The organism is Roseateles hydrophilus, assembly GCF_026712245.1.
Taxonomy (GTDB): domain Bacteria; phylum Pseudomonadota; class Gammaproteobacteria; order Burkholderiales; family Burkholderiaceae_C; genus Pelomonas; species Pelomonas hydrophilus.
This window is the reverse complement of the sequence record NZ_JAPPUY010000004.1, coordinates 602,840-629,371: the sequence shown is the minus strand read 5'-3', so window position 1 is coordinate 629,371 and position 26,532 is coordinate 602,840. Positions and strand designations below refer to the sequence as shown.

Sequence of the window (26,532 nt, the reverse complement as noted above, 5' to 3'; positions counted from 1 at the left end):
CAGACATGGACGACCGCTGGCTCTCTGTCGATGAAATCGCCGACTACCTCGGCGTAGCCAAAGACACCATCTACACCTGGGTGACCTCCAAGGGCATGCCGGGGCACAAGGTTGGGCGCTTCTGGAAGTTCAAGAAAGAAGACGTGGACGCCTGGGTGCGCGAGGGCGGTGCCGCTGCCAGCAGTGATGACTTTGACGACAAGGAGCCCCGCAATGCCTAAGCAGCGCTCCGCACAGGACAACAACGATATGAGCGACCTGGATCAAGAAGCCCAAGCGCCTGAGAGCGCGCTCGAAGAGGGCAAGGTCTTTGACTACATCACCGGCAACCCGGTGAAGGACAGCGACAAAGAGCAAGTCCGCCAGCGCATCGCCCGCGCCATCATCCATGAGTACGGCATTGCCGCCGAAGACATGGAGCCTGACTTCAAGGTCAAGGTGCTGGGTAAGAACCGCAAGCTCGACATCGCCATCTTCAAGCCTGGCCAAGCACACACGGTGGACAACCTCTACCGCGCAGTGGTGGTGGAGAAAGAGCCCAAGCTCGGCACCAAAGGTGCCTATCGCATGCGTGATCCGGAAGAGGCACGCAAAGAGTTCGAGGTGCTGGAAACGGTGATGGCCGAAGTCGAAAGCTGCGACTACGGCCTGTGGACCAACGGCCTGGAGTTCTTCTTCTTCAAGAAAGAAGTCACCCGCTTCGACACCAAGTTCAAGCCCATCGGCGACTGGCCCCTGGGTGACGACACCTTCAGCGTTGAAGGGCGCTCCATGGGGCGCCTGCGTCGTGCCGATCCGGTCATGCTGCGCACAGCGTTCCGCCGCTGCCACAACTACATCCACGGCAACGAAGGTATGCCCAAGGATGCGGCCTTCTGGCAGTTCCTGTACCTCATCTTCTGCAAGATGTATGACGAGCAGCAGCCCAACGATGCGCGTCGCTTCTGGGTGGGGCCGTTCGAGCCGTTTGAAGCTGCTGGCCGAGAGCAAATCCGCCTGCGCATCAAGCCGCTTTTTGAGGCGGTGAAGAAAAAGTACGACGGTCTATTCAAGGGCAACGAAGAGATCACCCTGTCCGACCGCGCACTGGCATTCATCGTCTCCGAACTGGCCCGCTACGACTTTGGTCGCACCGATGTGGACGCCAAGGGCACGGCCTACCAAGAGATCGTCGGCACCAACCTGCGTGGAGATCGCGGCCAGTACTTCACTCCGCGTGGTGCCATCAGTCTTGTGGTCAAGATGCTGGCGCCCAAGGAGCATGAACGCGTGCTCGATTCGTCCTGCGGTACGGGTGGGTTCCTGGTCGAGACCTTGAACTACCTGAACAAGGTCTTCCACGAAGAGAAGCGCATCAAGGCAGGCGACGAGAACACGGAAGAGTTTGTCTCCATCCGAGACCGGTTGGCCCACTTCGCGGCCAACAACCTCTTCGGTGCTGACTTCGATCCCTTCCTGGTTCGTGCCGCACAGATGAACGTGATGATGGCTGGCAACTCGCTCGGCCACCTCTATCACATGAACTCGCTGGAATTCCCAGCAGGCCACCTGCCAGGTGTGCCGGCCGCGAAGGCAGCCATCCCGCTAGGGACCATTGATGTCTTGATGACCAACCCGCCGTTTGGCTCAGACATTCCGGTCACCGAAAAGACCATCCTGGAGCAGTACGAGCTGGCCCGCCGCTGGGAGCGGCAAGGCGATGGCTTCGTGATGACCAACGCCATCAAGCCTGCTGTGTCGCCCGAGGTGCTGTTCATCGAACGATGCGTCAAGTGGCTCAAGCCGGGCGGCCGTGCTGGCATCGTCTTGCCTGACGGCATCCTGGGCAACCCTGGCGATGAGTACATCCGCTACTGGATTCTTCGCCACTGCTGGGTGCTCGCCAGCATCGACCTGCCGGTGGAGTCCTTCATCGTCGAGGCCAACGTCAACATCTTGACCAGCTTGCTCTTCCTGAAGCGCAAGCCTGAAGAGGTGATCAAGGCAGAAGACCTGGGCCAGAAGAAGGACTACCCCGTCTTCATGGCTGTCGCTGAGAAGGTGGGCTTCGACCGCCGTGGCAACACGCTTTACAAGCGCCACCCTGACGGCGAAGAAATCCTGGTGGATGTCAGCCACGAAGAGAAGGTCCGCATCGGCGGTGGCCTGCAAGTGCGCACCCTGCACCGCAAGGAGCGCATCCTCGACGACGACCTGCCCGAAATCGCTAAGGCCTATGCCGAGTTCCGCGCCCAACATCCGGAGCCTAGCAAATGATCACGCGACTTGAAGCCACACGTTATCGCTGCTTCGAACGCCTGGGCGTCGATGTCGGCGACTTTCGCGTCCTCGTCGGGGCCAATGGCTCTGGTAAAACCACCTTGCTGGACCTGCCCGTTCTCTTGGGTGACTTGCTGCGTGCCAACAATGTCTCGGCGCCGTTCATGGAGCGTCGGCCTGAATTGCCGCCGCGTGCTGGCAGCCTGAACGAACTGGTGTTCGCTGGGCGCGGCAGCGACTTCTCGCTGGCTGTCGAAGCCCGCCTGCCCGAGGCTGTGCAATCAAAAGTTCTTGAAGGCCTGTTTGCCAGCAAACGCACGGAGCGCTCGCGCCAAGCCTTGCAGGAAGACCGCCGTCAATGGCCGACCCACATCCGCTATGAGATCGGCTTGCGCATCGGTGCGGATCAATCACTGCTGGTGGCCTACGAGTACCTCTTCCTCTTTCCTGAGGCTGATGGGCCAGACCGCAGACAGGCAGGCTTTCACGGGGCAACGGCAGCGAACAAGAAGCTGTGGCACCTCACGCTCAAGCGCGAGATTGGCTACGAGTCGGAATTCAAGCCAGAAACGCCGCACGCCAAAGCCGTCAAGGTCGGCCTGCCCGAGACGCTGCTGGCCATGCCGCGTGTGCTGTTCGAATCCGAGGTGGGTTACCCCGCTGCGCGGTGGCTGCACAGCTTGTTGACGACCGATGCGGTGTTCCTGGAGCCAAACTGGTCGGCCATGCGCCAAGCCAGCCCACCGGGCCAGCCCAAGGTCATCACCGCCAACGGTCGCAACATCCCCTGGCTCGCACTGGAGCTAAAGCGCGAGGGGGCTCCCGAAGCTGCGCCTGCTGACTATCGCAGTGAGCGCTATGCCGACTGGATTGCCCATGTGCAAACCGCGCTGCCGCAAGTCACTGACATCGAAGTGCGTGAGCGTGAGGACGACCACCACGCCTACTTCGTGGTCAGCTACAAGGGCGACTTCAAAGTGCCGTCCCCCGGCCTTTCGGATGGCACCCTGCGCATCCTCACGCTGACGCTGCTGCCTTACCTCGGCAAGCAGCCCGCCATTTTGGTGACCGAAGAGCCAGAAAACGGCATCCATCCACGCGCCATCGAGGCCGTTTTGCAATCGCTCTCCTCCATGTACGACAGCCAGGTGTGGGTGTCCTCGCATTCGCCCGTGGTTTTGGCTCGCGCCAAGCTGGACCAGTTGCTGTGCGCACGGCTGGCCAGCGAAGGGGGCGTGGAGATGGTTGCCGGGACGGACCATCCTCGCCTGCAAGAGTGGCGAGGTGGCATTGATCTTGGCAGCCTGTTCGCAGCGGGGGTGCTGGGATGATGAACAAACGCCCCTGCGTTATCTTGGTGGCCGACAGCAATATGGCGGCCACCTTCCGTGGATACTTCAAGCGCGAGCGTTGGCACCTGAGCCTCGGTTGCGCGCCCTTCGAGATCAACACCGATGTCGGTGCCGACCTGCTGGTGGACGAAGGCGGCAACGACCCCGGCGTCTACACCAAGGGCCACGAGTTGTTGCGCCCCTACCAGAACAGCCACCAGCGCGCCCTCGTGGTGCTGGATTGCGAATGGGGAGGCTCGCCCGGCAAAGACGCGATCGTCGCCCACATCACGGCCAATTTGGTTGCCAGTGGCTGGGCCGAGGATGCGGTCAAAGTGATCGCCATCGAGCCCGAGCTGGAAAACTGGCTGTGGCAGGACAAGCCGCAAGTGGCTGATGCGCTTGGCTACCAAGGGGCGAAGCCGCTGCGTCAGCACCTTGCTGACAGTGGCAAGTGGCCTGCTGACTTGGCTAAGCCGCCTCGGCCGAAAGAGACCGCCGAGTGGGTTCTGAAGCAGGCAAAGAAGCCGCGTTCGTCTGCGATCTATCAGAAGCTGGCGGAGCACATCTCGATCCGGGGATGTACCGACGTAGCTTTTACTGAGATGCACGCTGCATTCCTTGTGTGGTTCCCCATGGAGGTCGCAGCATGACCTTCACGAGTTTTAAGAATGCACGCATCGTTCGGTCCGGTTGGCTCGACGAAGGCGGTCGTCGGCTGGACTGCAACCCTTATATGTCTGGCGCATTGGAAGCGCGGGACACACTCAAGCGCCTGCCAGTTACAGAAAAGCTCTCCGCTGTCACGGCTCGCATTTTCCATGCGGGGCGAGAAGCAAGGCTTTGGGTAAGCGATGCAGACCACGGCGTCCTCTTTATGGGTAGCTCGGACATCCGAGTGGCTGATTTTTCGGCATTACCTTTGATTGCCAAGCGGCAAGTTGAACGGAACCCACTATTTACCCTGGGGTCGGGGTGGACGTTGATTACACGTTCCGGAACCATCGGTCGGATGGCCTATGCAAGACCTGACATGGCTGGCATGGCGTGTTCTGAGCATGTCTTGCGGGTGGTACCCGATGTTGGGCGCATTCCCTCGGGCTACCTATACGCCTTCTTGTCGAGCCGCTATGGGGTGCCGCTGGTAGTTTCGGGAACATATGGCGCGATCATCCAGCACATTGAGCCTGAGCACATCGCTGAACTGCCTGTGCCGAGGTTCGGGCCAGTCTTCGAGCAAGAGGTGGCGCAACTCATTGACGCGGCCGCAGCTGAGCGCGTTGCGGCATCCAAACATCGTCGAGCAGCGCTTGAGCTATTCCAGGCAAAGATTGGTTGGAGCCGTGATTCTGACTCCATCGCTCGTGCCCCCATGGCATCAGCACTGCTCGGCCGAATGGATGCATTTCACTACTCACCGCGAGTCGAAACGGGGCGAGCCTCACTGGCCGCCCATTTCGGAATTCGGCTGGGTGATCAAGTGGAACGGGTTTTTGAGCCCAATCGAGGCTCACGTTTGAAGGTCACCGACCCGGCTTTCGGTGTGCCCTTCTTGTCGTCGTCCTCCGTGTTCGAGCTGAACCCCAGCGCGGAGTATTTGGTCTCGCGATCACTGACGCCGCATCTGGAAGGGCTCTTGGTCTCGGATTGCGATGTCTTGATTCCTCGCAGCGGCCAATTGGGCGGGATCATTGGTCGTGCAGTGCTGCCCCTGCCCATGAACGTTGGGCAGGCTGGCAGTGAGCATCTGGTTCGCGTGCGGTGCCATTCGCCGCAAGATGCGGCGTACTTGTGGGCTGTTTTGGCATCCGAGCCTGGGTACTGGGCGCTGGTGGGTACGGCATTTGGATCGTCGATTCCTAGCCTCGATTCGTCGTTGATCAGCGACCTCACCATTCCGTGGCTGTCCGATCTGGATCGCCAGGAGATTGGTGCATTGGCTGAAAAAGCAGTTGTGGCGCAGAACAAGGGCAACGAACTGGAAGCAACAGCAGTTGCGTTGCTAGAAGAAAAGATCAGGAAGGAAAGCTGATGGCGAAAGTGATCCCAGTAGGCCAGCCGGTCAACGATGCAGAGCGCAGCGCCATCGCTTACCTGCGGGATCGCTTGCCAGACAGTTTCGTTCTGCTTCACAACTTCGAGATCGAGCGGCAGGGCGAGCGCTTCGAGATCGACATCGCATTGCTGACGCCGCACGCCCTGTACCTGATCGACGTGAAGGGCACGCGCGGCACCATCGATGTGTATGGCAACAAGTGGTACCCCGAGGGGCGCGCGCCTTATCCGTCACCGCTGGGCAAACTGCGCGGCCATGCGCGCACGGTGAAGGGCTTGGTAACTCAGGCCAATCCCGGTCGGAATGAGCTGGACGGTATCTATGTCGATGCCGCCATCCTGCTCACCGCGCCCGATGCCCACCTGAATGACCGCGAGCAGTTGGATGCAGACCGGGTGGTGAAGCTGAAGGATGCAGAGCGCTATTTCAAGGATGCCACGCGCATCCCGGCGCGCTTCTCCAAGAACATCCTGCAGCAACAGGGCTTGATCCTGCATGCCTTGAAGGTGGTGAAGCCTGCCTCCGCCGTGCAGCGCTTTGGACACTGGCAGGTGAAAGATAAGCTCGGGGCGGCGGAGGCCTACACCGAGTTCCGTGCTGAGAACGCGTTCGCGGGTGGTACGGCCCGCCTGCGTGTGTACCAGGCTGACCCCTATCAACCTGAAGGTGTGCGCAAGGCGCAGGTCAACCGCATTGCCAATGCCTACCGGGCGCTTTCCAAGCTGCCGCTGCATCCCAACATCGTCGCGGCACGGGATTTCTTCCCGACCGATGACGACAAGTCGTTCATCCTGATCCTGGACGATGCACCCGGCCAGGCGCTGACAGTGCACATGGCTCGACCCCAGTTGGCGCTGACGCTGGACCAGAAGTGGCGCGTGGCCAAAGACTTGCTGGCAGCCTTGGCCCATGCCCACCATCACGGCGTGGTGCATCGAAACCTGACACCGGGTGCGATCTTGATTGGCCAGGACGGCACCACACGCATCACCGATTTCGACTTCGCCAAGCCCGGCGTGGACCGCAGCCTGACGATCGCGACGGACATTGTTGATCTGGTGGAAAAAGCCTATGTAGCGCCCGAAGCGTTCCGGGAGCCCGGGGCCGCATCGAGCGCATCGGACATCTTCTCCGCAGGGGTCATCCTCTACGAACTCTTCACCGGCGAGCGCCCCTTCGCAGGCGAGCCCACCACGGTGTGGGACCGGGCCGGGGAGTTCCTCAACAAGCCTTCGGCACTGCGGCCGGAGCTGAACGAGGCCTTTGATGCTTGGCTGCAAAGCTTGTGCGCTTTTGATGAGCACCAGCGGCTGACGGCTTCTGCCGCGCTGGCGGCTCTGAATGCTTTGCTGCAGCCCGTTGCGCAAGTGGCCAATCAGCCAGCTGAAGCATCAAAGCCTGAGGTCTTCGAAGTCGATGATGCCCAGACCGACTACCTGAACTTGGTGGCAGGCCATCGCCTGACCCACAAGTTCATCGTGGAGAAGAAGCTCGGGCGAGGCAGCTTCGGTGTTGTCTACAAGGTGATCGACACCTTGGGCGACGTGGCGCGCACGGTGAAGCTCATCGTCAGTGACCGGCACTCGACCTTGGAGCGCCTGAAGAAGGAATACCGCCACCTGGTGCACATCCCCGAGCACCCCCATGTGGTGCGTGTGCTCGATGCCGATGTGATTCCAGGGCGGGACATCCCCTTCCTGGTGTTTGAGTACGTGGAGGGGGCCGATGTCGGCGACATGATTCACGATCGCCTGCTGTCCCCCGAGGATGCGCTGGAGCTGGGCAAGCAGGTGATTGAGGGTCTGGTGCATCTGCATGCGCAGGGCTTCCATCACTGCGACATCAAGCCGCGCAACCTCTTGTGGACTCAGAAGGGCGCCAAGATCATTGACTTCAATGTGTCGGTGCGGGCCGACGACAAGGAGTCGCGCGGCGGGGGCTCGCGGCGCTATTTGCCGCCGGACTTTGACCCAGAGGTCATTCCGCACAACGGCGAGCGCGCTGACCGTGATCTGTATGCGCTGGGCCTGACTTTGTACGAGGCATTGACCGCCCGCTACCCGTGGGACACCACGGAGCCGCCCATCAACAAGCCTGCGCCCGACCCGCGTGAGCTGTCGGGCTTTGCCGACTTGGCGCCAGAGTTGGTGAATGTGGTGCTTAAGGCCATTGCGCCGCGCAGGGCCGAGCGCTTCCACACGGCCGTCGATTTCCGCGATGCGCTGGCAGAAGTTCGCCATGCACGTCGTGTGCAGACGGTCAGCCTAGCCGCCATGGTGACGGCGGTGAGCAGCGGGCAGCCCGCCTTGGCTGAATCGGCACCCAACACCAATGCGTTCGTATCACACCTGCTGACGCTCTACAGCCAAAGCAGGCGCAGCAATGCGGGTACGCGGGGCATGGACGCGCTTGGGTTCTCCGCCTATGTGGACACCGCGCTAGACCGTGCCTTGTTGCCTGCTGTGCTGCAAGCGGAGTTCCGGCTTGTCTTGATCTCTGGCAACGCTGGTGATGGCAAGACCGCTTTCTTGCAACGCCTGGAGAAAGAGGTGGAAGCGCGCGGCGGGGCCGTTAATCGTGGTTTGGCAAACGGCAGTGAGCTGAGCTTGGACGGCAAGCGCTACCTGATCAACTACGACGGCAGCCAAGACGAGGGCAATAAAGACAACAACCAGGTGTTGCTGGACTTCCTGGCACCGTTCAAGGGCAACGATGCAGCATCCTGGAGGCCCCAAGAGACACGACTGATTGCGATCAACGAAGGTCGCCTGGTGGACTTCCTTGCTGCGCATGAACGTGATTTCCCGGCACTCACGGCCCTGGTTCGGCGTGCATTCGCCACGGGGGAAGCGGAGTCTGGCGTGGCGGTGGTGAATCTGAATCTGCGCAGCGTTGTGGCCGATGACGCCAGCCATGCTGAGGGCGGCTCGATTCTGGAGCGCACGCTGCGAAGCATCGTCCGCCCGGAGAACTGGGCGGCTTGTGAGCAGTGTGACTTGAAAGACAGTTGCTACGCCTTGCACAACGCGCGCAGTTTCCAGGATGAGATTGCCGGGCCGCGCTTGTTGGAACGCATCAAGACCCTTTACACGATGGCGCACTTGCGCGGGCGCTTGCACATCACGATGCGCGACCTGCGTTCAGCGCTGTCGTTCATGCTGATTGGCAACCGCGACTGTGGCGAGATTCATGCGCTCTACGCCTCAGGCAAGCACGATGACGTGGCACGCAGCTTCTACTTCAACAGCTGGATGGGGGGCGGGCAAGCCACCTCGGACCGGCTGCTGACGCTGCTGAGCGATCTGGATGTTGGCAAGCAGGAGGACCCCCGCTTCGACCGAGGCCTGGACTTTGTTCAGCCGGATGACCGCGCCCTGTTCCGCTTCGAGCGCCGAGGGCAGTTTGACTTCGAGGTGTTGAAGCGCCTGTTCGGCGATCTGCCGCGTGGCGTGTCTGACTCGTCAGTTCGCCACCGGGCGCGGAAGCATCGCGAGTACGTGGCCATGGCTCGCCGCAAGCATTTCTTTGAGCGGCGTGACGCCAGCTGGGAAAAGATGCTGCCCTATCGCTCCGCCAAACGCATGGTGGAGATCGTTCGAGGCGAAATGCCCATCGACGAACTCACGAGCGAAATCCTGCATGCCATCAACCGAGGCGAGGGGCTGCAGCGCCCGGAACGCCTTGGAGCCAGCCTGGCCTTGCAGTTGCGGCAGGTCGAACACGGTACGGTTCGGAGCTACCGGCTCTTCCCCGTGGAGGGCTTTGGGCTGCAGGTACAAGACTTTGCGGCCAAGGCGCGCTTCGTTGAACACCTGCCGACCGGTCTGCTGCTGAAGTACCAAGGCCAAGGCGCAGGTGCCATCAGCAGCGAGCTGATCATCAACCTCGACGTGTTCGAGATGCTGGTGCGGCTGAATGAAGGCTATCGGCCTAGCGTTGAAGAGATGCAGGGGTTCTATCTCTGCCTTGGCGTGTTCAAGAACAGCCTCAACGCTCAGCCTTACCGCGAAATCCTGCTGACCACCACGGGGCACGACTTCTACCGCTTGGCCCGCCATGACGATGGTCGGGTGGAGATGCGTTTACTGCACGGTCCGGTGAAAGGCGCTCGCCAAGAAGAAGCCGCAGAGAGCGGCGCCAGGGGGAACTGATGGCATTGCAGAAAAAGGACAGGGAATTCCGACTCCCGAAGATCAGCTATCTCGACTTCAAGACCATCGAGATGGATCGGGTGCTCACGGGCTTGTTCGAGCGGCTGGAGCATGGGGGCTATCCGAGTGTTTTCCGCGACAAGCGCGAGCTGACGGTGGACAAGTTCGTTGATGACATCCTGGATGCCAGCGACAAGTTCTTGGGCTTCACTCAGCACCGGGACATGGTGGAACGCTGGGTGGAAACCCACCTGATGGACATCGTGAACCGAGGTAAGAAAAACGCCGCCGTGGCAGGGCCGCGACCGCTGCATGGCTATACCTATCGCTTTCGCAATCCGAAGCACTCGCGTGACTACGGGGCTGCACAGCATCTTTACCAGATGCTGCACCACGCGCGCCACCTCGCCGGCCACAAGGCGATCGAGCATCTCAAAGGCTTCTTCTTCGACGGGTTCGACAAGCTCACAAGAGAGCTGAACGACAAGGCGCTGACAGACATTGAGACAGCGACGCTGCTGCACTTTCTGTCTCAGAGGAAGGACACGGCGGACACGCGCGCGGGCGGAGACCGGTTCGCGCCTGTATGCATCGGCTCAGCCGATCTGATGGCCGAGGACATTCAGCGACTGCTGTTCTACAAGCCCTTCATGCCGCGCTCGGTGATGGTGGAGTACCTGAAGGTGCTGTTGTCGTTCCACTTGGCGCTGTATCACCTTCGCCTGCTGAAGCTGCTGCCTGCCTGGCAAAAGCTGGAGGGCGCCAACTCGCTGTGCGCTGAATCGGCATGCCCTATGAAGCCCCGCGAGCAACGCGAGCCTCAGGGGGACTGCCCCTACAAGCTCAGCTTGTTCGTTGATCTGTCGGGGAGCTCAGAGTCCTCTACAGCAGCGCTGGCAGAGCGCAGCGCAGATGGCTACTACCGGCGCATTCCTAGCTTTGTGCGAGCGTACTTCGTCGCCAAGAAGCTAGACGAATTTTCTGAGCACCTCGTTCGGAGAGGGAAACTGATCCGGCCCTTGAATTCCGTGTTCTCGGTCGGTGAACTCTACGGTCTGCAAGGAGAGCCGTTCGCGGAAGAGCGGGACAAGTTCTTTGGTGAGCGGCTGGCCGGGCTGCTGGAATCCTTGTCTGAGGGTGACGCGGGGCTTGACGCAGAAGTCGAGGCCATCACAAAGATGGGGCTCTCGGACTTCGAGACCTACATCGAGATTTTGGTGGCTCTGCGTGGTGCCTTCCATCGGAAGTACATCATCGAGTCTCTGGACGCGACGATGTTGAAGAACAAGTCGGGGGCGCTGCTTGCGCAGACCCGCGCGCGGAACGCACCTCGACGATTTGTGCTGGAGAGTCGCCTGCTGGAAGTGTTGCTGCAGATCGCAGTATTGCGACCCGGTGGGGACCAAGGCTACTTCACCGGCGAGATGCGGATCGACGACTTGCTGTCGTTCTTGCGTGAACGTTATGGGCTCTACATCGATCAGCTGCCGCCCGGTGAGGGGTTCAGCGCTCCGACCATCGACGAACGGAAGGCACTGCGCAGCAATGTGCAGGCATTCACCGGACGCCTCCGTGAGATTGGCTTCTATCGAGATTTGTCTGATGCCTACGTGACCCAGACCGTGGTGCCGCGCTACACGATTGCAGAACGAAACGAAGGAGCGCGCGCATGAGTCAGGGACTGCGTGAACTCACCAATCAAGAACTGAACGCCGCGCTGGAATCGGTTCTGCTTCCAAAGCTATCCCAGCTGCTTGCCGCTCGCGAGCTTGGGCATTGCATGCGGGTCACAGACTTGGATCGAGAGCTGATGATCCGCTTGGCTGGCGGCCTGCGGGCTGCAGTGCCGGCAGCGAACGTCGTGGTGCTGGCGGACGAGGGCTTGCGAGCGATGGCGCCGGACATGGCTGTCAGCAGCACCAAGCTGGTTGAGCTGCGGAATCCGCTACCGAACGATGAGCTTCGGCCCCCATTGCTGGTCTTCGTGCCGAACGACCTGCGTGCTTCAGCGGAAGATTCTTTTGGCGTCGCAACGTTCGAAGAGGTCTCGATCGATGGTGCGTATGCGGAGCTGAATGGGCAGTTGCTGGCTCAGGTTCCTGCCAACTTGCGGATGGCCGTGGAGGCCTGCTTGAGCGAGTTGCGGCGGCGTGATAGCCGGTGGCGGTATGCCGATGACGCTGCTGTGGCTCGTTACCTGCTCACCTGCCAGATCAATGAGTTTGATCCGGACGCGATGGGCGCAGCGCTGTTTGAACTTGCTCTGGTGCCGGACTTTGAGTTGTTCCAGCAGGCCGAGCGTGCGCCTGCAAGGGTGGCGCGCAACCGTGAGTGCGTTGAACGCGTGACCTGGTCGACCAAGACGGAGCGCGTTCGCGCGCTTGAGTTGGGCTTGCTCGACCCTGTGTTCTGCAAGCAGCTTGGCGAGTTCTTCTCCCGCATCGGTGTCTCCAATCCCAAGGAGTGGACGCAAGCCATCGTTCGTGACCGTGTGAATTGGCCACTTGCGTTCAACAAATGGTTGTTCGAGGACGGCGGAGTCAACCCCGACGCCATCTACATCGGCGATGTCGCACTGCCTGACTTGCCCGTGGTGAAGGATGACAACGAAGACCCCCGGTTGGCTGAGTTGATCGGGCACAAGGTGCTTCCCATCTCAAAAACCGGCCTCAAGAAGTTCAGTGTCTCTTTCCGTGTTGAACCGGTGCCGTCCAAGGTCGAAGGGTTGTCGCGGTTTGTGGCAGAGGTTGTGTCGCGCGACAACGGTCCGACAGGCCTGCGTAGGCGAAAAGCCGCCTGGACCAAAGGAACCGACTCCGGCGCGATTGCTTTTTCGTCGATTGGCAAGATCGACTGGGAGGAAGGCTGGCACTACGTGCGGGTGTATGCAGAGACCGAGGACGGTGATCGCATCCCGCTCGCGGACGGAGAAGGCAATCCCATCCGGTTCAACACGGATGCAGCTGAGACGCACGCCAGCCCCAACGAAAGTGACCTCTTTTACGTGGTCACCGACGACGAGGTCGAGGTAGAACCACCGCAGCGTGCGGTCCCGCGTGAGGCTAGCTTGATGCATGCATTGCTGCGTGCACGTTTTGCGGCGGTGACTCAGGATCGTGATCCTGGAACCGTTACTGTGACCGGCTGCGGCTGGGTGGAGCGCAGTAGCAAGGCAGTGGCCAGCGGCGAAACCTTGGAAATTCGCCTTGGCAAGGAGGGTAAGGCGAACGTCTTGGTGTCTAGCCTTTTGGCCAACCTGGAGCGGGCGTTTCTTGAAGACCCGGAAGGTCTTAACCGCTTGAGACTTTCGATCAGCGCTTCGGGTGTTGCCACCCGATCTACGACGTCATTCAAGTGGCCAGTCTCGGACGAGGTCACTCGATTCCGAGAGGCTCGGCAGTCGTTCTTCGCCGCAGTGCTCAAGGGAGACCAACGGCTGATCATGCAGGCCAGCGATCTTCTGTCCCTTCAGGAGCCGGCTCAGAACTACGCGTCCGCCTACTTGGCTTGGATCGACACAGCGCTTGCACGTGCCAGCTCCACAGAGACGGCCGTTGCGCGGCAAGCGATGGATGAGCTTCGCTACGCGCTCACCATCGATTCAGTGGCCCTCGTGCTGGAAGACTACCAAGGCAGGCGACGAGATGCTGTGCTGTTGGGCCCAACGCATCCTTTGCGTGCCAACTGGCATGTTGCGTGGAGCCATCTCGGCCAGGCCTGGATGGAGCAGAGCCGGGCTAGCAACAAAGAGTTCGTGATCCCGACACGTGACGCAGTGATCAAGCAGCTTGCGCCAGCGGCATTTCCGCCGGTTGTTCCCTTCGGTGAGGAGCTGGGGCGGACAGCGCTGGCTGTGGACAACATCAACCCGTTCTGGTCCTTGTACGCGGCGACCGATGAAAAGGACCCTCGTGGCCTGATCGGGGAGGTTTGCGCTGCCTTGGGCTTGCCAGAGCCAGCCATAGGCGGGGCAACGATCGATAGTGCTTATCTTGCCGCGCGCGTGCAGCGTTATCTGGTCCAGCACCCGTATGTGGAGACGCTGACGATCAACGCATTCAACGCGGGGCGCGCAGGCGCAATGGCCGAGGTGCTGCTGGCACTCCAGCGAAATCCTGACTTCGCCGATCTGCGTTACGACATCCGACTCTTCGTGCTTGATCCTGCAGCCCCCTCGACCGGGGAGGCGTTGCTGGAACTCTTGTCGCCAGACTCGGGAACGAGTGCCAAGGAAGCAGACGCTTTTTCGACGCCGACCAACAGTCATTTGCACCCCAAGCTGCGACTGGCCATTCGTGCGATCAAGGAATTCCGTGACGATCCGGAATTACATGCGGCGCATCTGTCCTTCTTGTTCGACTTGTTCCCTGCTGAGGAAATTCGAGCAGTTGATGTTCAGGACAGTGACGACTCTTCGTTTGTCCATGGTCTGGTTCAGCCCTTCGAAGTGGACTATCTGGAAGACGAGCAGTCCATCACTTGGCTGCGTCGTCCGCTTCATGGCGCGGCGCAGCCGCTGGAGGGAGCAGAGGCGTTATCCGACCTCATGGGGGGTGTTTCCCGTGCTGTCTCGGTCGCAGTGGCGACCGTTGCTCGCAGTCAATACCTGCCGCATGCGCGCCCTGTTGTGGCGCTGAGCCTGTCGGCAGACGAGCGTGCCATGCTTCATCAGGTTCATGAGGTCAGTGATTGGGTGCTTACGATTGATCGGAACTTGGGGATCGAGTTCTTCGACCATCGTCGCCATGCCACGCGGCCAGACTATCTGATCGACCACTCGCCCGACATGGCGAGCGCCATGAGCCATCGATTGGCGATCACCTCGCGCTCCGTTGCTGAGCTTGAGTCGTTGCTGATTCCCATCTTGGGGGACTACGGGCTGCCTAATACGGGCCGACACGCCTTGGTGATGCTGGATCAGCTTCGATCGTTGTCCGGACGGTTGGCCTTGAAGCTGCTGTCCTCTTCATCCCAGCGGGCCGAGGCGATGGGCTTGGCGCTCTCGCGTTTGTTCCTCGAACACCAAGGCGTTTTCCAGAACCAGGTCGTCGTGCCGTTGGACGCGCACTTGGAGTTGTACAAGGCGTTGAAGCAAAGCGCTGAGGAAATGGGCGATGAAGTCAGCTTCCGTCGGACTGACCTTGCCCTGTTCGACCTCGACCCAGCAAGCCGTGTGGTGACATGTCGGCTGGTCGAAGTGAAGTGCTACAGCCAAGTAGGTGATGTGGCTGCCTACGCGCAGTTGAAAGCCTCCATTGCTGACCAGATCGCTCAGTCCGAGCACGTCCTGGCCTATCACTTCGACCCCAGGATGGCTGACGTAGATCGGCCTGACCGCCCCATCAAGAACCGCGATCTTGCTGCACTGCTGGGCTTCTACCTAGACCGATCCGAGCGCTACGGCGTGGTCTTGCCAGAAGCCGCCGAAGAGGCGCACTACTTCCTGCGACGCCTTGATGAGCGGCCTTACACCCTTCAGTTCACACGAAGTGCCGTGGTGTTTGACTTCAGCAAGCCAGGTACTGAGCCCGCCGAGCATGAAAACGGCATCGAGTTCTATCGGATCGGTAGTGATTTGATTCGGCAGTTGGTGGAATCGGCCGTGACGGACACTGAAACGGTGGCTAGCGTCCAGTACGCGCGCTCTGCCGACACAGCGCGAGAGGTCACGCAAGAACTGCTTCGTCGCAGGGAATTGGCGCCTGCCGTTCCTACTTTTGAAACGGCAGCCTTCCTCAGCCCGCCACGGGATCGAACACTCGCGTGGGACGACAGTCCGAGGGTCAGGTACGCGCAGCATGAGGTGGTTTCCAGCGTGCCCGTGAGGGAGCCGGAACCCGCCGCCTTGGTGCAGGTGGCTCCTCCGCAAGTTGGCTCCGTGCTGGCTGCAAGCACTGACACGCCACCACCGCCAGCAGACGAGCCGAGTGCTGATGCGGTTGCGGTTGCGGAACAGGCGCCTGCATCGATTCTTGTTGCGGCGGAGGAGGCTCCCCAGAGTGCGTCGGTTACACGGCCGCAGACTCAAGATGCCGAGGCTACCGATAGCCGCGTGGCTTACGACATCATGCTCGGTGCCACGGGAGCAACACCGCAGTACGGCCTGATTGGCGAGGTGTCTGGGCGCAAGGTGGCACTCGACCTCAATCAGACCCACACCATCAGCCTGTTCGGCGTTCAGGGCGGCGGCAAGAGCTACACCTTGGGTAGCGTGGCAGAGATGGCTTCGCTGCCGATCCCTGGTATCAACTGCCTTCCCGAGCCGCTGTCCACGGTGATCTTCCACTACAGCCCGACGATGGACTACAAGCCCGAGTTCACGTCGATGGTGGGGGCGAACTCGGTGGAGGATCAGGTTCGTGCGCTGAAGGAAGTGTATGGCGCGGAGCCGAAGGCGCTCGCGGATGTCTTGCTTCTCGTGCCAGCCGACAAGATCCAAGAGCGTCAGGCCGAGTACCCCGACATCGAAGTGCGGCCTTTGCAGTTCTCGGCATCAGAGCTGAAAGCTTCGCACTGGAAGTTCTTGATGGGTGCCGTGGGCAATCAGGCCACCTACATCCGCCAGATCATGCGCATCATGAAGGCGATGCGCGACGACATCACCCTTGAGGGCTTGCGTGCAGGCATCGATGCATCGTCGGTCCCCGATCACCTCAAGGAGCTGGCTCGGATGCGCCTCGACCTGGCCGCTGAGTACATCAACGACGGAACCTCGCTCACTGAGGTGGTGAGGCCAGGCCGACTGATCATCGTGGACCTGCGGGACGAATTCATCGAGAAGGACGAAGCCCTCGGACTGTTCGTCGTGCTCTTGCAGTTGTTCGCAGATGCGCGCATCGATGGGCGCAGCTTCAACAAGCTGGTGGTGTTCGATGAGGCCCACAAATACATCGAGAGTCCCGACCTGGTTGCCGGGCTCATCGAAGTGGTCCGAGAGATGCGGCACAAGGGCGTCAGCATCATGGTCGCAAGCCAAGACCCACCATCTGTGCCTGTCAGCCTGATCGAGCTGTCCAGCCAGATCATCATGCACAAGTTCAATTCGCCTGCTTGGTTAAAGCACATCCAGAAAGCCAACGCCGCACTCGGCAACCTGACGCCAGAGCGCATGGCCCTGCTGAAAGCCGGAGAGGCTTATGTGTGGTCAAGCAAGGCGACGGATGAGTCGTTTTCCAAAGGGGCCGTCAAGCTTCGGTGCAGACCCAGGGTTACGCAGCACGGTGGGGCAACTCGGGTGGCCGTGAAGGACTGAACTACGCGCTGTCCTTGACAGTATCTATTCATCAAGAACAGACACAACCTATAGAAAAAGCGCGGAAGCCACCCCACACCTTGTGGGAGCTGAGCCGTTGGGTCTGGGAGGACTTTGTTTGTTATGGCCAATCTGTACATATGGGTTGACGACAGAAATCGCGAACGCGTTTCGCGCACGGTAGGAGAACTGGCTCGCCGACATCCTCAGCTCCGGGACTTCCTCACTGGGGGCGATCGCATCGAGGGGATGTTGAATTTGCTTTTCCCACATGGCCTGCCGATGGAGTACTACGCGGCAAACCTCAGTATCGAGAACCGCCCTGACGATAACTTGAGCCTTGCTCTTCGCCCGGTCATCAACCCGGAGCAGCCCTGGCCGTTTCCCAGGGGATGTTCGTTGGCGGTAAGGGGCTTCTGGCCGACTCGCGTTCCCAGCCCTGTGTTCATGGTTCAGGACTTGTTTGAAGTCGCTGATGCGCCTGGGCACAGCTACGAGCGCAGCCTTTCGGTGGTGGTGTATCAGGACAACCCGCAGCTGCCACGAATCCAACGCAACAACAATGCCTTGACCCGCGAGTTGGCATTCGAGCTACCTCCCATTTCAATCACCACCCGGGAGAAACTGGTCGATTGGACCGAATTCCTGAAGTGGAAGCGCAAGCTCGTGTCGGAGAAAACCCGTGGGTTGAGGTTCATTCAGCGCGAGTGGCAAGAGGACAGGATCGTCTTCAGAGTGATTGGCGAGAGCGAGCAGTCCCTGCGTGAAGTTCATCGGTCGCTCTCACGTCAAGACGTGATGGCATTTGACCTTAATGTGTCTGTCGATCCCTGGACCTTTCGAATCAGCGATCGGGAAGGGGCAAAGCGTGCTCCGAGAGGTTTTGAGCTCGGCCAACCTGAGGCGATGGCGAAGATCGCTCCACACAAGGACAAGATCAAGGACTGCGAATGGAATGAGCCACACCTCGCTGAAGTCGTGGTTGCTCTCTCTGAAGACGACCAGAATCAGCTAACAGTTGCGGAAGACTTGGCAAACATTCGCCAGATGATCCTTTCCAGAATCCCCGAGCAAGGGTTCTTGTCCGTATCGGCTGCGGGTGATCTTGCTTTGATTCGCCGCCATGAAATGGCGATCAAGCGCTTGCAAGATCAGGGAGGCTATGCCCCTTACCTCTCCTCCTACCTGTTTGATGCCCGACAAGCTAAGAAGCCTTCAGCCAAAGAATCGATCACGCACTGGTTCCGAGATGATCTGAACCCGTTCCAGAAAGATGCAGTCGAGAAGATCTTGACCGCGCCTGACCTGTGCCTGATTCAAGGGCCGCCGGGTACAGGGAAGACAACCGTGATCGCAGAAGCCATCATGCAATTGGCCCGTCGCGGTGAGCGCGTACTGCTGGCCAGTCAAGCCCACACGGCCGTTGACAACGCTCTAGAACGGCTCGGCAAGCATCCTGATTTGCGGGTCATTCGTTTAGCACGCGACCTGGATAAAGTCTCTGGTGATGGAAAGTCCTTTGTCCAGCAAGCGGCTTTGTCCCGGTATTACTCATCCCTGGCGGAGCATGCGAGCGACCGATTCTTGAAGCCTTGGCGTGAAACTGCCGATCGGATGAGCCAGCTTCAGTCCTGGCTGAACAGAGCCGAATATGTGCGCCGCGACATTGTCGAAGCACAAAGAGGTGTTGATCTATATGAGCAAGGTCGTGTCCGGGCAAAGCTTGAGAGAGACTTGGCCTGGCAAAGGCTGCAGGAGCAGGCACAGAAGCACGAGGACGCGAAACGAAAGCGGAACCGCCTTTCGACCCTAAGGGAATTCTTGGTGACAGGCGAAGAGGATGTTGCAGATGGGTGCCCGCTGCCTGAACCACTGTCATCAGAGCTAGCTTTCAGCCTCTTCGGGTTGACGGCAGCGCGAACAAAGCTCCCGGTCTCGAAGGCCGATTGGGACGCCGTGCCACAACAACGTCCTCAAATGCTTGCAGGACTGGTGAGGTGTTGGCGCAAGTTGAGGACACGTGAACCGGAACTGGAGAGAGATGTGGCTCGCTTGTATGCGGCGGGGCCCCGATCTCTACAAAGTCCTGATGTGGCTATTCGCATTGCGGAACTGGAGGCAGAAGAAAAGGCCCTGGCTGAGCGGGTTGACGATGACGATAGCTTGGTCTCGGCCTGGAGAGCCAAGCGACAGGAGATCAAGCAACTTCGAAACAGTTCTGCCGGTGGGCTGAGTGCAGATCTGTACAGCGATCTCTTCGTGGACGCTGATCGCTGGTGTGCCGCCATAGACAACGCAGAACAGGTCGGCGCAGAGCTTGCCGATCGTTTGGCCGCATTGCGTACCAGCAATGCGGCCATTGATCAGGCTTTGGAACGACTGATTGCAGAGGTGCACAGGCTCATTGATCTCTGTGAGGTTCCGGAAATCGATGAATCTGAGTGGCGGCAGCGTGAACAGGAGCTCGAGCAGCACATCAGGACAGAGCCGAGGGTAAATCAGTCTCTGACAAGTTCCCTTGCCCGTGCATCAGAGCTTTTTCTTGCGCAGGCAGCAGAAAGCTCCGCGAACGACAAACAGGTCGATGTCGCTGCCATGCTCAGTCAAGAAATCTTGGTTCGCCAGGGCGAGGCCCGCACGCTGGAGGAACAAATACAAAATCAGAAGGATGAGCAGTATGTCTGGGGGCAACTGCTCCAAGACTGGGTGAATGATCTTCGCAGGCCTGCATCAGCCCAGTCTGACTGGGAGCACTTCAAAGAAGTCTATGTGCCGCAGTGCAACGTCGTCGCCATCACATGCAATGAACGTGAACAAACGCTCGAAGACTCTGGCCAGGTAAGTTTTGACGTTGCGATCATCGATGAAGTCAGCAAGGCGACTCCTCTGGAGATGCTGCTGCCCCTAATGCGGGCGCGGCGCTCGATCTTGGTGGGTGACCACCGTCAGCTTCCGCCACTGTTTCAGGAGGGGGCAGATGCCCAGACATTCAGCGATGTTGTTGACGAAGCGGAGCAAGACGAGCAAGAGAGTCGAACGGCCTTGACGCGGCTGAACCTCCTCCGATTTGAAAAGATGGTTACGGCATCCTTGTTCAAGTCGCACTTTGAAGCGGCCGACGATGCGATCCGCGCACGCCTCGAGGTTCAGTTCCGTATGCATCCGCAGATCATGACGATGGTGAACCATTTCTATGAGCGCCGCCTGACCTGCGGGCTAGCGTTCCCAAATTTCGATCGAAATCATGGACTGGTGCTGGTCGACGCGGATGGGAAGACCATCATCAAGCCCGCGCTTGACGGCGAGGGCAATCGAATTCCCAAAAACATCAGTTTGCCGTCGTCAGAAATTCCTCGTGAAGAAAAAGAGAAAGTCGCTCACGAGGGTGACCACGTCCTGTGGGTGGATACATCTCGCAATCTGGAAGGGCAGATCCACAAAGAGGACATGGACGCAGCCGGTAAACCTGCGCGCAGCAACCGCCTCGAAGCACAGTTGATTGCCCACACACTGCTTCAACTCGACAAGCAGAGCGCCCTTCTTGGATATTCACCTCAAAAGCGGCGTCAAGTCGGCGTTGTTTCCTTCTACGCGCGTCAATGTAGGTTAATCCGCGAGGCGATCCGTGCGGTCAAACCTTCCGGGCGATTCGAATGCCTGGATGTAGAGGTCAACACCGTAATACGGTATCAGGGCAAGGAGAAGCCAATCATCCTGGTTAGTCTGGTTCGCAATGACGGAATCGATACCAGAAGTCAGGGAATGGCAAGGCGCAGGTCTAGCCGTGCGAATGTCGCACGATACGAGTTCATCAACGTAGCCTTCTCTCGAGCGCAGGAGCTACTGATTGTTTTTGGTGCAAGAAGTATGTACGAGTCATATGAGGTAACGCTACCGCATATGGATCGAGAGGGCTCAACGACACGCACGGTCTATAAGGACATTCTCGATCAGCTGGATAGAGACGCCCGTCTGATTCCAGCGAGCCGACTCATGCGAAACGATAACCCTGGTCAGCGCAAGTTCACGCCGCGACCCAGCAACGGCAATCGAGGTAATCAGCGATGAAGTTGGGTTCTTTCTCTGTCGGCATGCCGCTTTACGAAGTGGAGTCGGAGGTGACGTACCAGACCGTGCGCACGCCGACAGTATTTGAGCGGACGGTAATGAAGCTATGCGGTAGCTATCGGGCGACCCCGGGGCTCTCTGACATGACGCTGTCTCAGATTTTTGAGAATCAACTAGGTGTGGCTTCGGCCAATGAACTGGTCGGGCCAAGCGTTGAAAATCTGATCTACATGGGCGTCTTGAGCGGCCCAACATCGCAAGACTATATGGATCTTCGGCTCGCAGAGCTTGCGCTTACTGCCGATGGCGTGACATTTCTCGAGCGAGATCGTTTGCCTAGCCGGTCTCAGCAAACGACCGTATCGCACTTGTATTTTCCGCTTTCCAATTCGATCAAGCCTCATCGAAGTGAAAATCGGCTATCAAGATCACCTAGCCGTCCGTTCATCGCAGGTGCAGTGCTTGAGCCTTCCGATTGTTCCGCGTTGGTTCGGGAGTCAGTCGAAAAAGAGCGGCATGCTTGGAGAACGCCGAATACTGAGATTCACTCCGTTCAACCCCAAGTTGTCGGAGTTGCTTGGGAGCAGCATCAAGTCACGCTGGAGTGTGATGAGTCAGGCGTGCTTGCTGTCAGCGCGAAGGGGGCGCCTGACTTTCAGCGATGGCTAGCAGCGGCAAATCCCGAAGTGATCTGGGAGCACGTTCTAGAGCCAATCCTCGCCAGTGAGGCCGCTCCCGACTGGCCAGCGCTCAGTGAAGCAAGCATCCGCAGTGCTGTTGCGATTGCTCCGCAGGGCGCAGACTCTCCAGTGGATCGTAACAAGGTGACCACTTCGAGAGTAGCGCTGCGCGTGCTGGTTGATGAGGAGCAGTTGGGAAATCACAGTGGCGAAGACATCGTTCTGCTGAAGAAAGATGGTCATGTATTCCAGCGACTGACGGCCCTGTTCAAAGGTGTAGATCACGGCCTTCGTCGGCTGCCATCTCAAAAGGGAACGATCTGGCTTGAAATGGCTCCGCCATCGGATCTGCCGACAGGATTCGACGGATTGGTGCTTCGCAAAGACGATCACGCACCAGAGGTGCGAATGACTGGATCGTCGCGAGTCTTTTGGGCGGGCCAGGAGCGTCGTGCAGTGCTCACGCTGACCGCCGAGAAAGGTTCCAGCGCGCGTGTTTGGGATACTGTGCAGACCGAGTTGAGTGCCGCCTTAAGTTCGGCACAGCCTGCTGACGTCTATGCGATCGCTTCGCTGTGGGAAGCGCCACAGGAAACCATTCTGCGCTGGCGATCGCGAGTCGAGGCATTGCCTATCGGCGAGTTGCTCACAGACGCCGCTGACTTCATTACCGCGCTGGAGCGCTTTTCACCCGACGCTGGAGATGATTGGCGAGCTGGCTGGCTTAGTGCCTTGGCGGACCGCCTGATGTCGGCGATCGAGCGCTTGACAGATGATATTGATCTCGCCGAGGTCTTGGGCTATCTCGCAGAAGTCGATCGGCTGATGCCAAATCAGTCGGATGAGATCAAATCTGCTCTTTTGAAGCACTGCCGTCCGATTTCTGATACCGAGTCGCTGGAATCGCTCCGCAGAGCTGTCGGGCCATCACTACCCCTGCCTGATGCCGTGATTGGCGATGCGCTTCTGCGGACCTGGGTCGCCCAAGTCCTGGCCGATTCCAGTTTGGCCCTTCATGGCCCCCATTCATATTCACAACCACTGACGGCGATTAGGTCCGCTCATCAAGCGGTGCTGCGCGATGTTGGCCTGAAATCCCTTCAGGATGCCTCCAAGGGAAGCCTTAGCCTTCAAGGCGTGAAGACTTCTGCTCTGGTCAGCGTCTCAAAGTGGCAGGAGGCTTGCAAGAACGTTCTTAATATGCGGAGCTCACTCACGGGCGACACACTTTTGCCGATTCATCAATTTGATGAGTTGGTCGGTTCATGGCGCGAACTGGCAGTGCAGAAACTTGCGTACCCGACAACGCCTGGCCAAAGACTAATCGTGCTTGATACCAATGCCTTGATGTTGGCCCCCGATCTGCTCACTACCATGCGTCGAAACGACATTCCTGTTGTTGCCCGACGCGTGCTTGAAGAACTGGACGGAATCAAGGAATCTTCCGAAGAGGAAAGAGCCCAGAAGGCTCGGGCCGCAATTCGTTCTTTGGAGCGTGCCGGGCAAGCCATTCGCTACGAGTCTGAGGTGCTGGATCTTTTGCCGCCAGACTGGGAGCCATCAGCAGACAATCGAATCTTGTCGGTGGCGCTCTATCTCCGGCTGAGTGACGTCATCGTGGTGACCGGCGACAGAAACTTCAGAAACAAGGCGCGTGCAGAGAACATCACTGCCATGCTGCCGGAAGAGTACAGGGGTGGAAGTCCAAATCAGACAGGACGTCGAGACGCAGGAGGAAAACGTAAATGAGCAGACATGACGAGGCACGCTATCAGATCGAACGCCAACGGCGTCAGGATCTTTTTAACCAGCGTGTTCGAGAAACGACTCGCACTTACCTCGCTCGATATCGCGGCATTCTTGAGGATGTGCAAAGCCAGGGGCTCAACGAATATGTTCAAGCAGAGTTCTCTGAGCTGGAGAAGGAGCTGGCAAGCCTGACTCGCCTTGTCGAGAGCGATCCTGCCGCTGCGCGTGACCGCAGTATTGAGTTGGGGCGACTGGTGCATGCACTGCCACGACATGCACGCGGAATGAGACAGGCATACGTCGAAGCACAACGCCAAGCCGAAGAAGCCGCCAGAGAAGAGGCTCGCCGTAGAGTCGAACAAGAGGCTAAAGTGCGGGACGAGTTGGAAACCGCGTGGCAAGACGAGTTGACGAGTTGGGCCGACCCATTGGCCAGACAATTGGCTTTCAAAGCGCTGTCCGAAGTGCGGACACGCCTGATGGGGGCGAATAGCCGAACGTCGATCGCTGAGCTGCGAACGGCGATTGGGACGATCAAGTCCGAGTACGAGCAGCGCTCTCGGCAGATCAGAGAGAAGGAGTCCAAAGCCGCAGAGGAAAGTGCGTCAGCGGATGCATTGCAATTTTGTCGTGAGCAGATCGCATCCGTCGGCGGAGGAGCAGCAGAGCGCGCTCAAGCATTGGGATCGTTGCTCGATTCAACCAGCGCGATGTCGCCCGAATATGTTTCTAAGCGATTGGTTGAAGTTACCCGCGACCTCGATGCTGTCGTGGTTGATGAGAGTTGCAGGCGGGAGGTTGTGCAGGCTGTCTACCGCGCACTGGAGGACGCCGGGTTTGTCACGGAAAAGCCTCGACTCGTTCGCGAAGGTAGCTCCAACGAAGTAGTGATTCGCGGAAAACGTCCCGCTGGTGCTCAAGCAGAGTTCAAGGTTGAGCTCAGTGGAAAGCTGAATTACAAGTTTGATCACTATCGCGGGTCTGCGTGCAAAAAAGACATTGATACGGTCCTGCCGCGACTGCAATCAATCTATGGAATACAGCTTTCCACCGAACGCACGATTTGGAAGAACCCGGATGACAAGGACAGCGATGCCAAGCCACAGCCTGGCATGACAAGGGAGAAGTAAATGGCATCTGGACAAACATCTTGGCAAGACGCTTTCCTCCGGGAATGCGGCATTCGGAGAGGGATCATCCTGCACGGCAATGTTGTCGATGTGGTGGCTGATCCAAGCTCGCTTGATCGTTGGCAGAGCGTGCCCGACGCAGTGGACACTATTCTCAAGCAGCGTGGATATCGTCACGTGATCCGCTGGGATCGTGTTGCAGGAGTTTCCGGCGTCGACTCGAGAACCTGGCGAGAGCTGGCGGCAGCTTCCGTTGCCACTGCGCCTCCTGCGGCAGGAGAAGACTACGATATGGGCGAACCGCTAGCCCCCAGTCGCCAAGTTCAGGACACGGGTTCACTTGAGGTAACCCCGCAGGACTTTCTGTCGGTGGTTTCGCGGCTGATGAAGCAGCCTGGTCCAGATCGCGTTGCGTTCGTTTTGGACTGGTCACACCTCTTGTTTGGACAAGCCAATGCCTTGAGCGAAGCCGAAAGAGGATGGTTGCTGATGATGGGCAAGGCGACCAGGGATGCGCAAATTACGCTCAGTCCAGCCGATGTAGATAGGCCGCAAACACTGATGGTCTTCCTGTGTCAGGGGCTCTCTGTCTTGCCGCCATCGCTCTATCTGAATAACCCGCTGTTCAAAGAAATCAATGTCCCCCTGCCATCTCGTGTCGTGCGGGAGGCTGCCGTGCTTCAGCTTTCTTCTGTACTCAGTGTTGAGCCGCCAGTGCTTCCTAAGAGCCGAGTCCTCGCAGATATTGTCGACTCCCTAGAGGGGCTCACACTTCGCGACATTCACAATCTTGCGAAGCTTTCGCGCCAGTTGCCGAAGATGAGCGCTGAGTCGTTAGTCAGCATGTATCGCTACGGTGAACGCCATAGCCCGTGGGAGCAATTAAACCGGGACAAACTTGGCAAGGCTGTCGAGACACTGAAAGTCCGAGTCAAAGGCCAAGATCAAGCAATCGATGCAGTTAATCAGATCCTAGTTCGGGCATACACCGGATTGTCGGGGCTGCAGCATTCCAGCAAGCAAAGAACACCGAAAGGCGTATTGTTCTTTGTCGGTCCTACTGGCGTGGGCAAGACGGAGCTGGCCAAGGCCCTCGCGCAGTTTCTGTTCGGTGATGATGAGGCCTGTCTCCGATTCGATATGTCGGAGTTCAATCACGAGCATGCTGATCAGCGCTTGGTCGGAGCGCCTCCAGGCTACGTTGGCTATGAAGAAGGGGGGCAGCTCACCAATGCAGTGAAGAAGCGCCCATTCTCCTTACTTTTGTTCGACGAGATCGAAAAGGCGCACCCGAGGATTCTTGATAAGTTTCTTCAGATCCTGGAGGACGGAAGACTGACTGACGGTAAAGGCGATACCGTTCTGTTTTCCGACACCGTTATCGTGTTCACGTCGAACATTGGGGCGGCACAAATCGAACCGAGCAACCCGGACGCGCGATCAGCCTTTGTCGAGAAAGTCCGTGCGCACTTTGTGAATGAACTGAAGCGGCCGGAATTGCTTGGCCGTATCGGCGAGGGGAACATCATCCCCTTCAACTTTATGGCGGATGACAAGTTTCTCGTCGACATTGCTCGATCGAAGCTCGAGCCACTACGACACCGCCTCAGCGAAAAATGGGGAGTCTCTGCGCTGCAATTCGTTGACGAGACCAAGGCGCTGCAGTCGATCGTTGGCATGGTCGATCGAAGCAGCGGAGGGCGCGGTGTTCTCAACGCGCTGACAATTTACTTGTTCGACCCACTAGCTCAGTTCCTATTTGGTCAGGTCGGCTCGCCAGACAGATCCCAAGGTCGAACCATTAGGGTTGTACAAGCTGGGTCTAAACCGAACTTCGACTTCGAGCTGGAGTGACC

General features: G+C 58.9%; 12 protein-coding genes. All 12 read left to right on the top strand.

The features are described 5' to 3' along the window. Positions 1-5 precede the first annotated feature (5 nt). The 12 genes from mads1 (at position 6) to NYO99_RS17775 (ending at position 26,530) form a co-directional block, all read left to right on the top strand. On the top strand, positions 6-221 hold the full coding sequence (gene mads1 / locus NYO99_RS17830) for a methylation-associated defense system helix-turn-helix domain-containing protein MAD1 (RefSeq protein ID WP_103524192.1): 216 nt from the start codon (positions 6-8) through the stop codon (positions 219-221). Further along, the gene (gene mads2 / locus NYO99_RS17825; protein ID WP_268168601.1) at positions 214-2,256 is read left to right on the top strand and encodes a methylation-associated defense system DNA methyltransferase MAD2; all 2,043 of its coding nucleotides are present in this window, start codon (positions 214-216) and stop codon (positions 2,254-2,256) included. Before mads1 ends, mads2 begins: the two co-directional genes overlap by 8 nt. Beyond that, complete coding sequence (gene mads3 / locus NYO99_RS17820; RefSeq protein WP_267111909.1) at positions 2,253-3,590, top strand: methylation-associated defense system AAA family ATPase MAD3; 1,338 nt, start codon at positions 2,253-2,255, stop codon at positions 3,588-3,590. Before mads2 ends, mads3 begins: the two co-directional genes overlap by 4 nt. Further along, positions 3,590-4,243, top strand: a complete 654-nt coding sequence (gene mads4, locus NYO99_RS17815) for a methylation-associated defense system protein MAD4 (RefSeq protein WP_268168600.1) — start codon at positions 3,590-3,592, stop codon at positions 4,241-4,243. Before mads3 ends, mads4 begins: the two co-directional genes overlap by 1 nt. After that, positions 4,240-5,622, top strand: coding sequence for a methylation-associated defense system restriction endonuclease subunit S MAD5 (mads5, locus tag NYO99_RS17810; RefSeq protein ID WP_268168599.1), 1,383 nt, complete (start codon positions 4,240-4,242; stop codon positions 5,620-5,622). The genes mads4 and mads5 overlap by 4 nt, the downstream gene beginning before the upstream one ends. Continuing rightward, positions 5,622-9,797 carry a methylation-associated defense system protein kinase MAD6 gene (mads6, locus tag NYO99_RS17805; protein ID WP_268168598.1) on the top strand — a complete coding sequence of 1,392 codons (4,176 nt, stop codon included), beginning with the start codon at positions 5,622-5,624 and terminating at the stop codon, positions 9,795-9,797. Before mads5 ends, mads6 begins: the two co-directional genes overlap by 1 nt. Continuing rightward, positions 9,797-11,470 (top strand): methylation-associated defense system protein MAD7, encoded by a 1,674-nt coding sequence (gene mads7 / locus NYO99_RS17800; protein WP_268168597.1) that lies wholly within the window; start codon positions 9,797-9,799, stop codon positions 11,468-11,470. The genes mads6 and mads7 overlap by 1 nt, the downstream gene beginning before the upstream one ends. Further along, positions 11,467-17,049: a methylation-associated defense system ATP-binding protein MAD8 gene (gene mads8 / locus NYO99_RS17795; protein WP_268168596.1), complete on the top strand. Its 5,583-nt coding sequence runs from the start codon at positions 11,467-11,469 to the stop codon at positions 17,047-17,049. Before mads7 ends, mads8 begins: the two co-directional genes overlap by 4 nt. Before the next feature lie 123 nt (positions 17,050-17,172). Continuing rightward, positions 17,173-21,117: a DEAD/DEAH box helicase gene (locus tag NYO99_RS17790; RefSeq protein ID WP_268168595.1), complete on the top strand. Its 3,945-nt coding sequence runs from the start codon at positions 17,173-17,175 to the stop codon at positions 21,115-21,117. Then, on the top strand, positions 21,114-23,546 hold the full coding sequence (locus tag NYO99_RS17785) for a PIN domain-containing protein (protein WP_268168594.1): 2,433 nt from the start codon (positions 21,114-21,116) through the stop codon (positions 23,544-23,546). Before NYO99_RS17790 ends, NYO99_RS17785 begins: the two co-directional genes overlap by 4 nt. Continuing rightward, on the top strand, positions 23,543-24,676 hold the full coding sequence (locus NYO99_RS17780) for a hypothetical protein (RefSeq protein WP_268168592.1): 1,134 nt from the start codon (positions 23,543-23,545) through the stop codon (positions 24,674-24,676). Before NYO99_RS17785 ends, NYO99_RS17780 begins: the two co-directional genes overlap by 4 nt. Further along, the gene (locus tag NYO99_RS17775; protein ID WP_268168591.1) at positions 24,677-26,530 is read left to right on the top strand and encodes an AAA family ATPase; all 1,854 of its coding nucleotides are present in this window, start codon (positions 24,677-24,679) and stop codon (positions 26,528-26,530) included. Positions 26,531-26,532 lie beyond the last annotated feature (2 nt).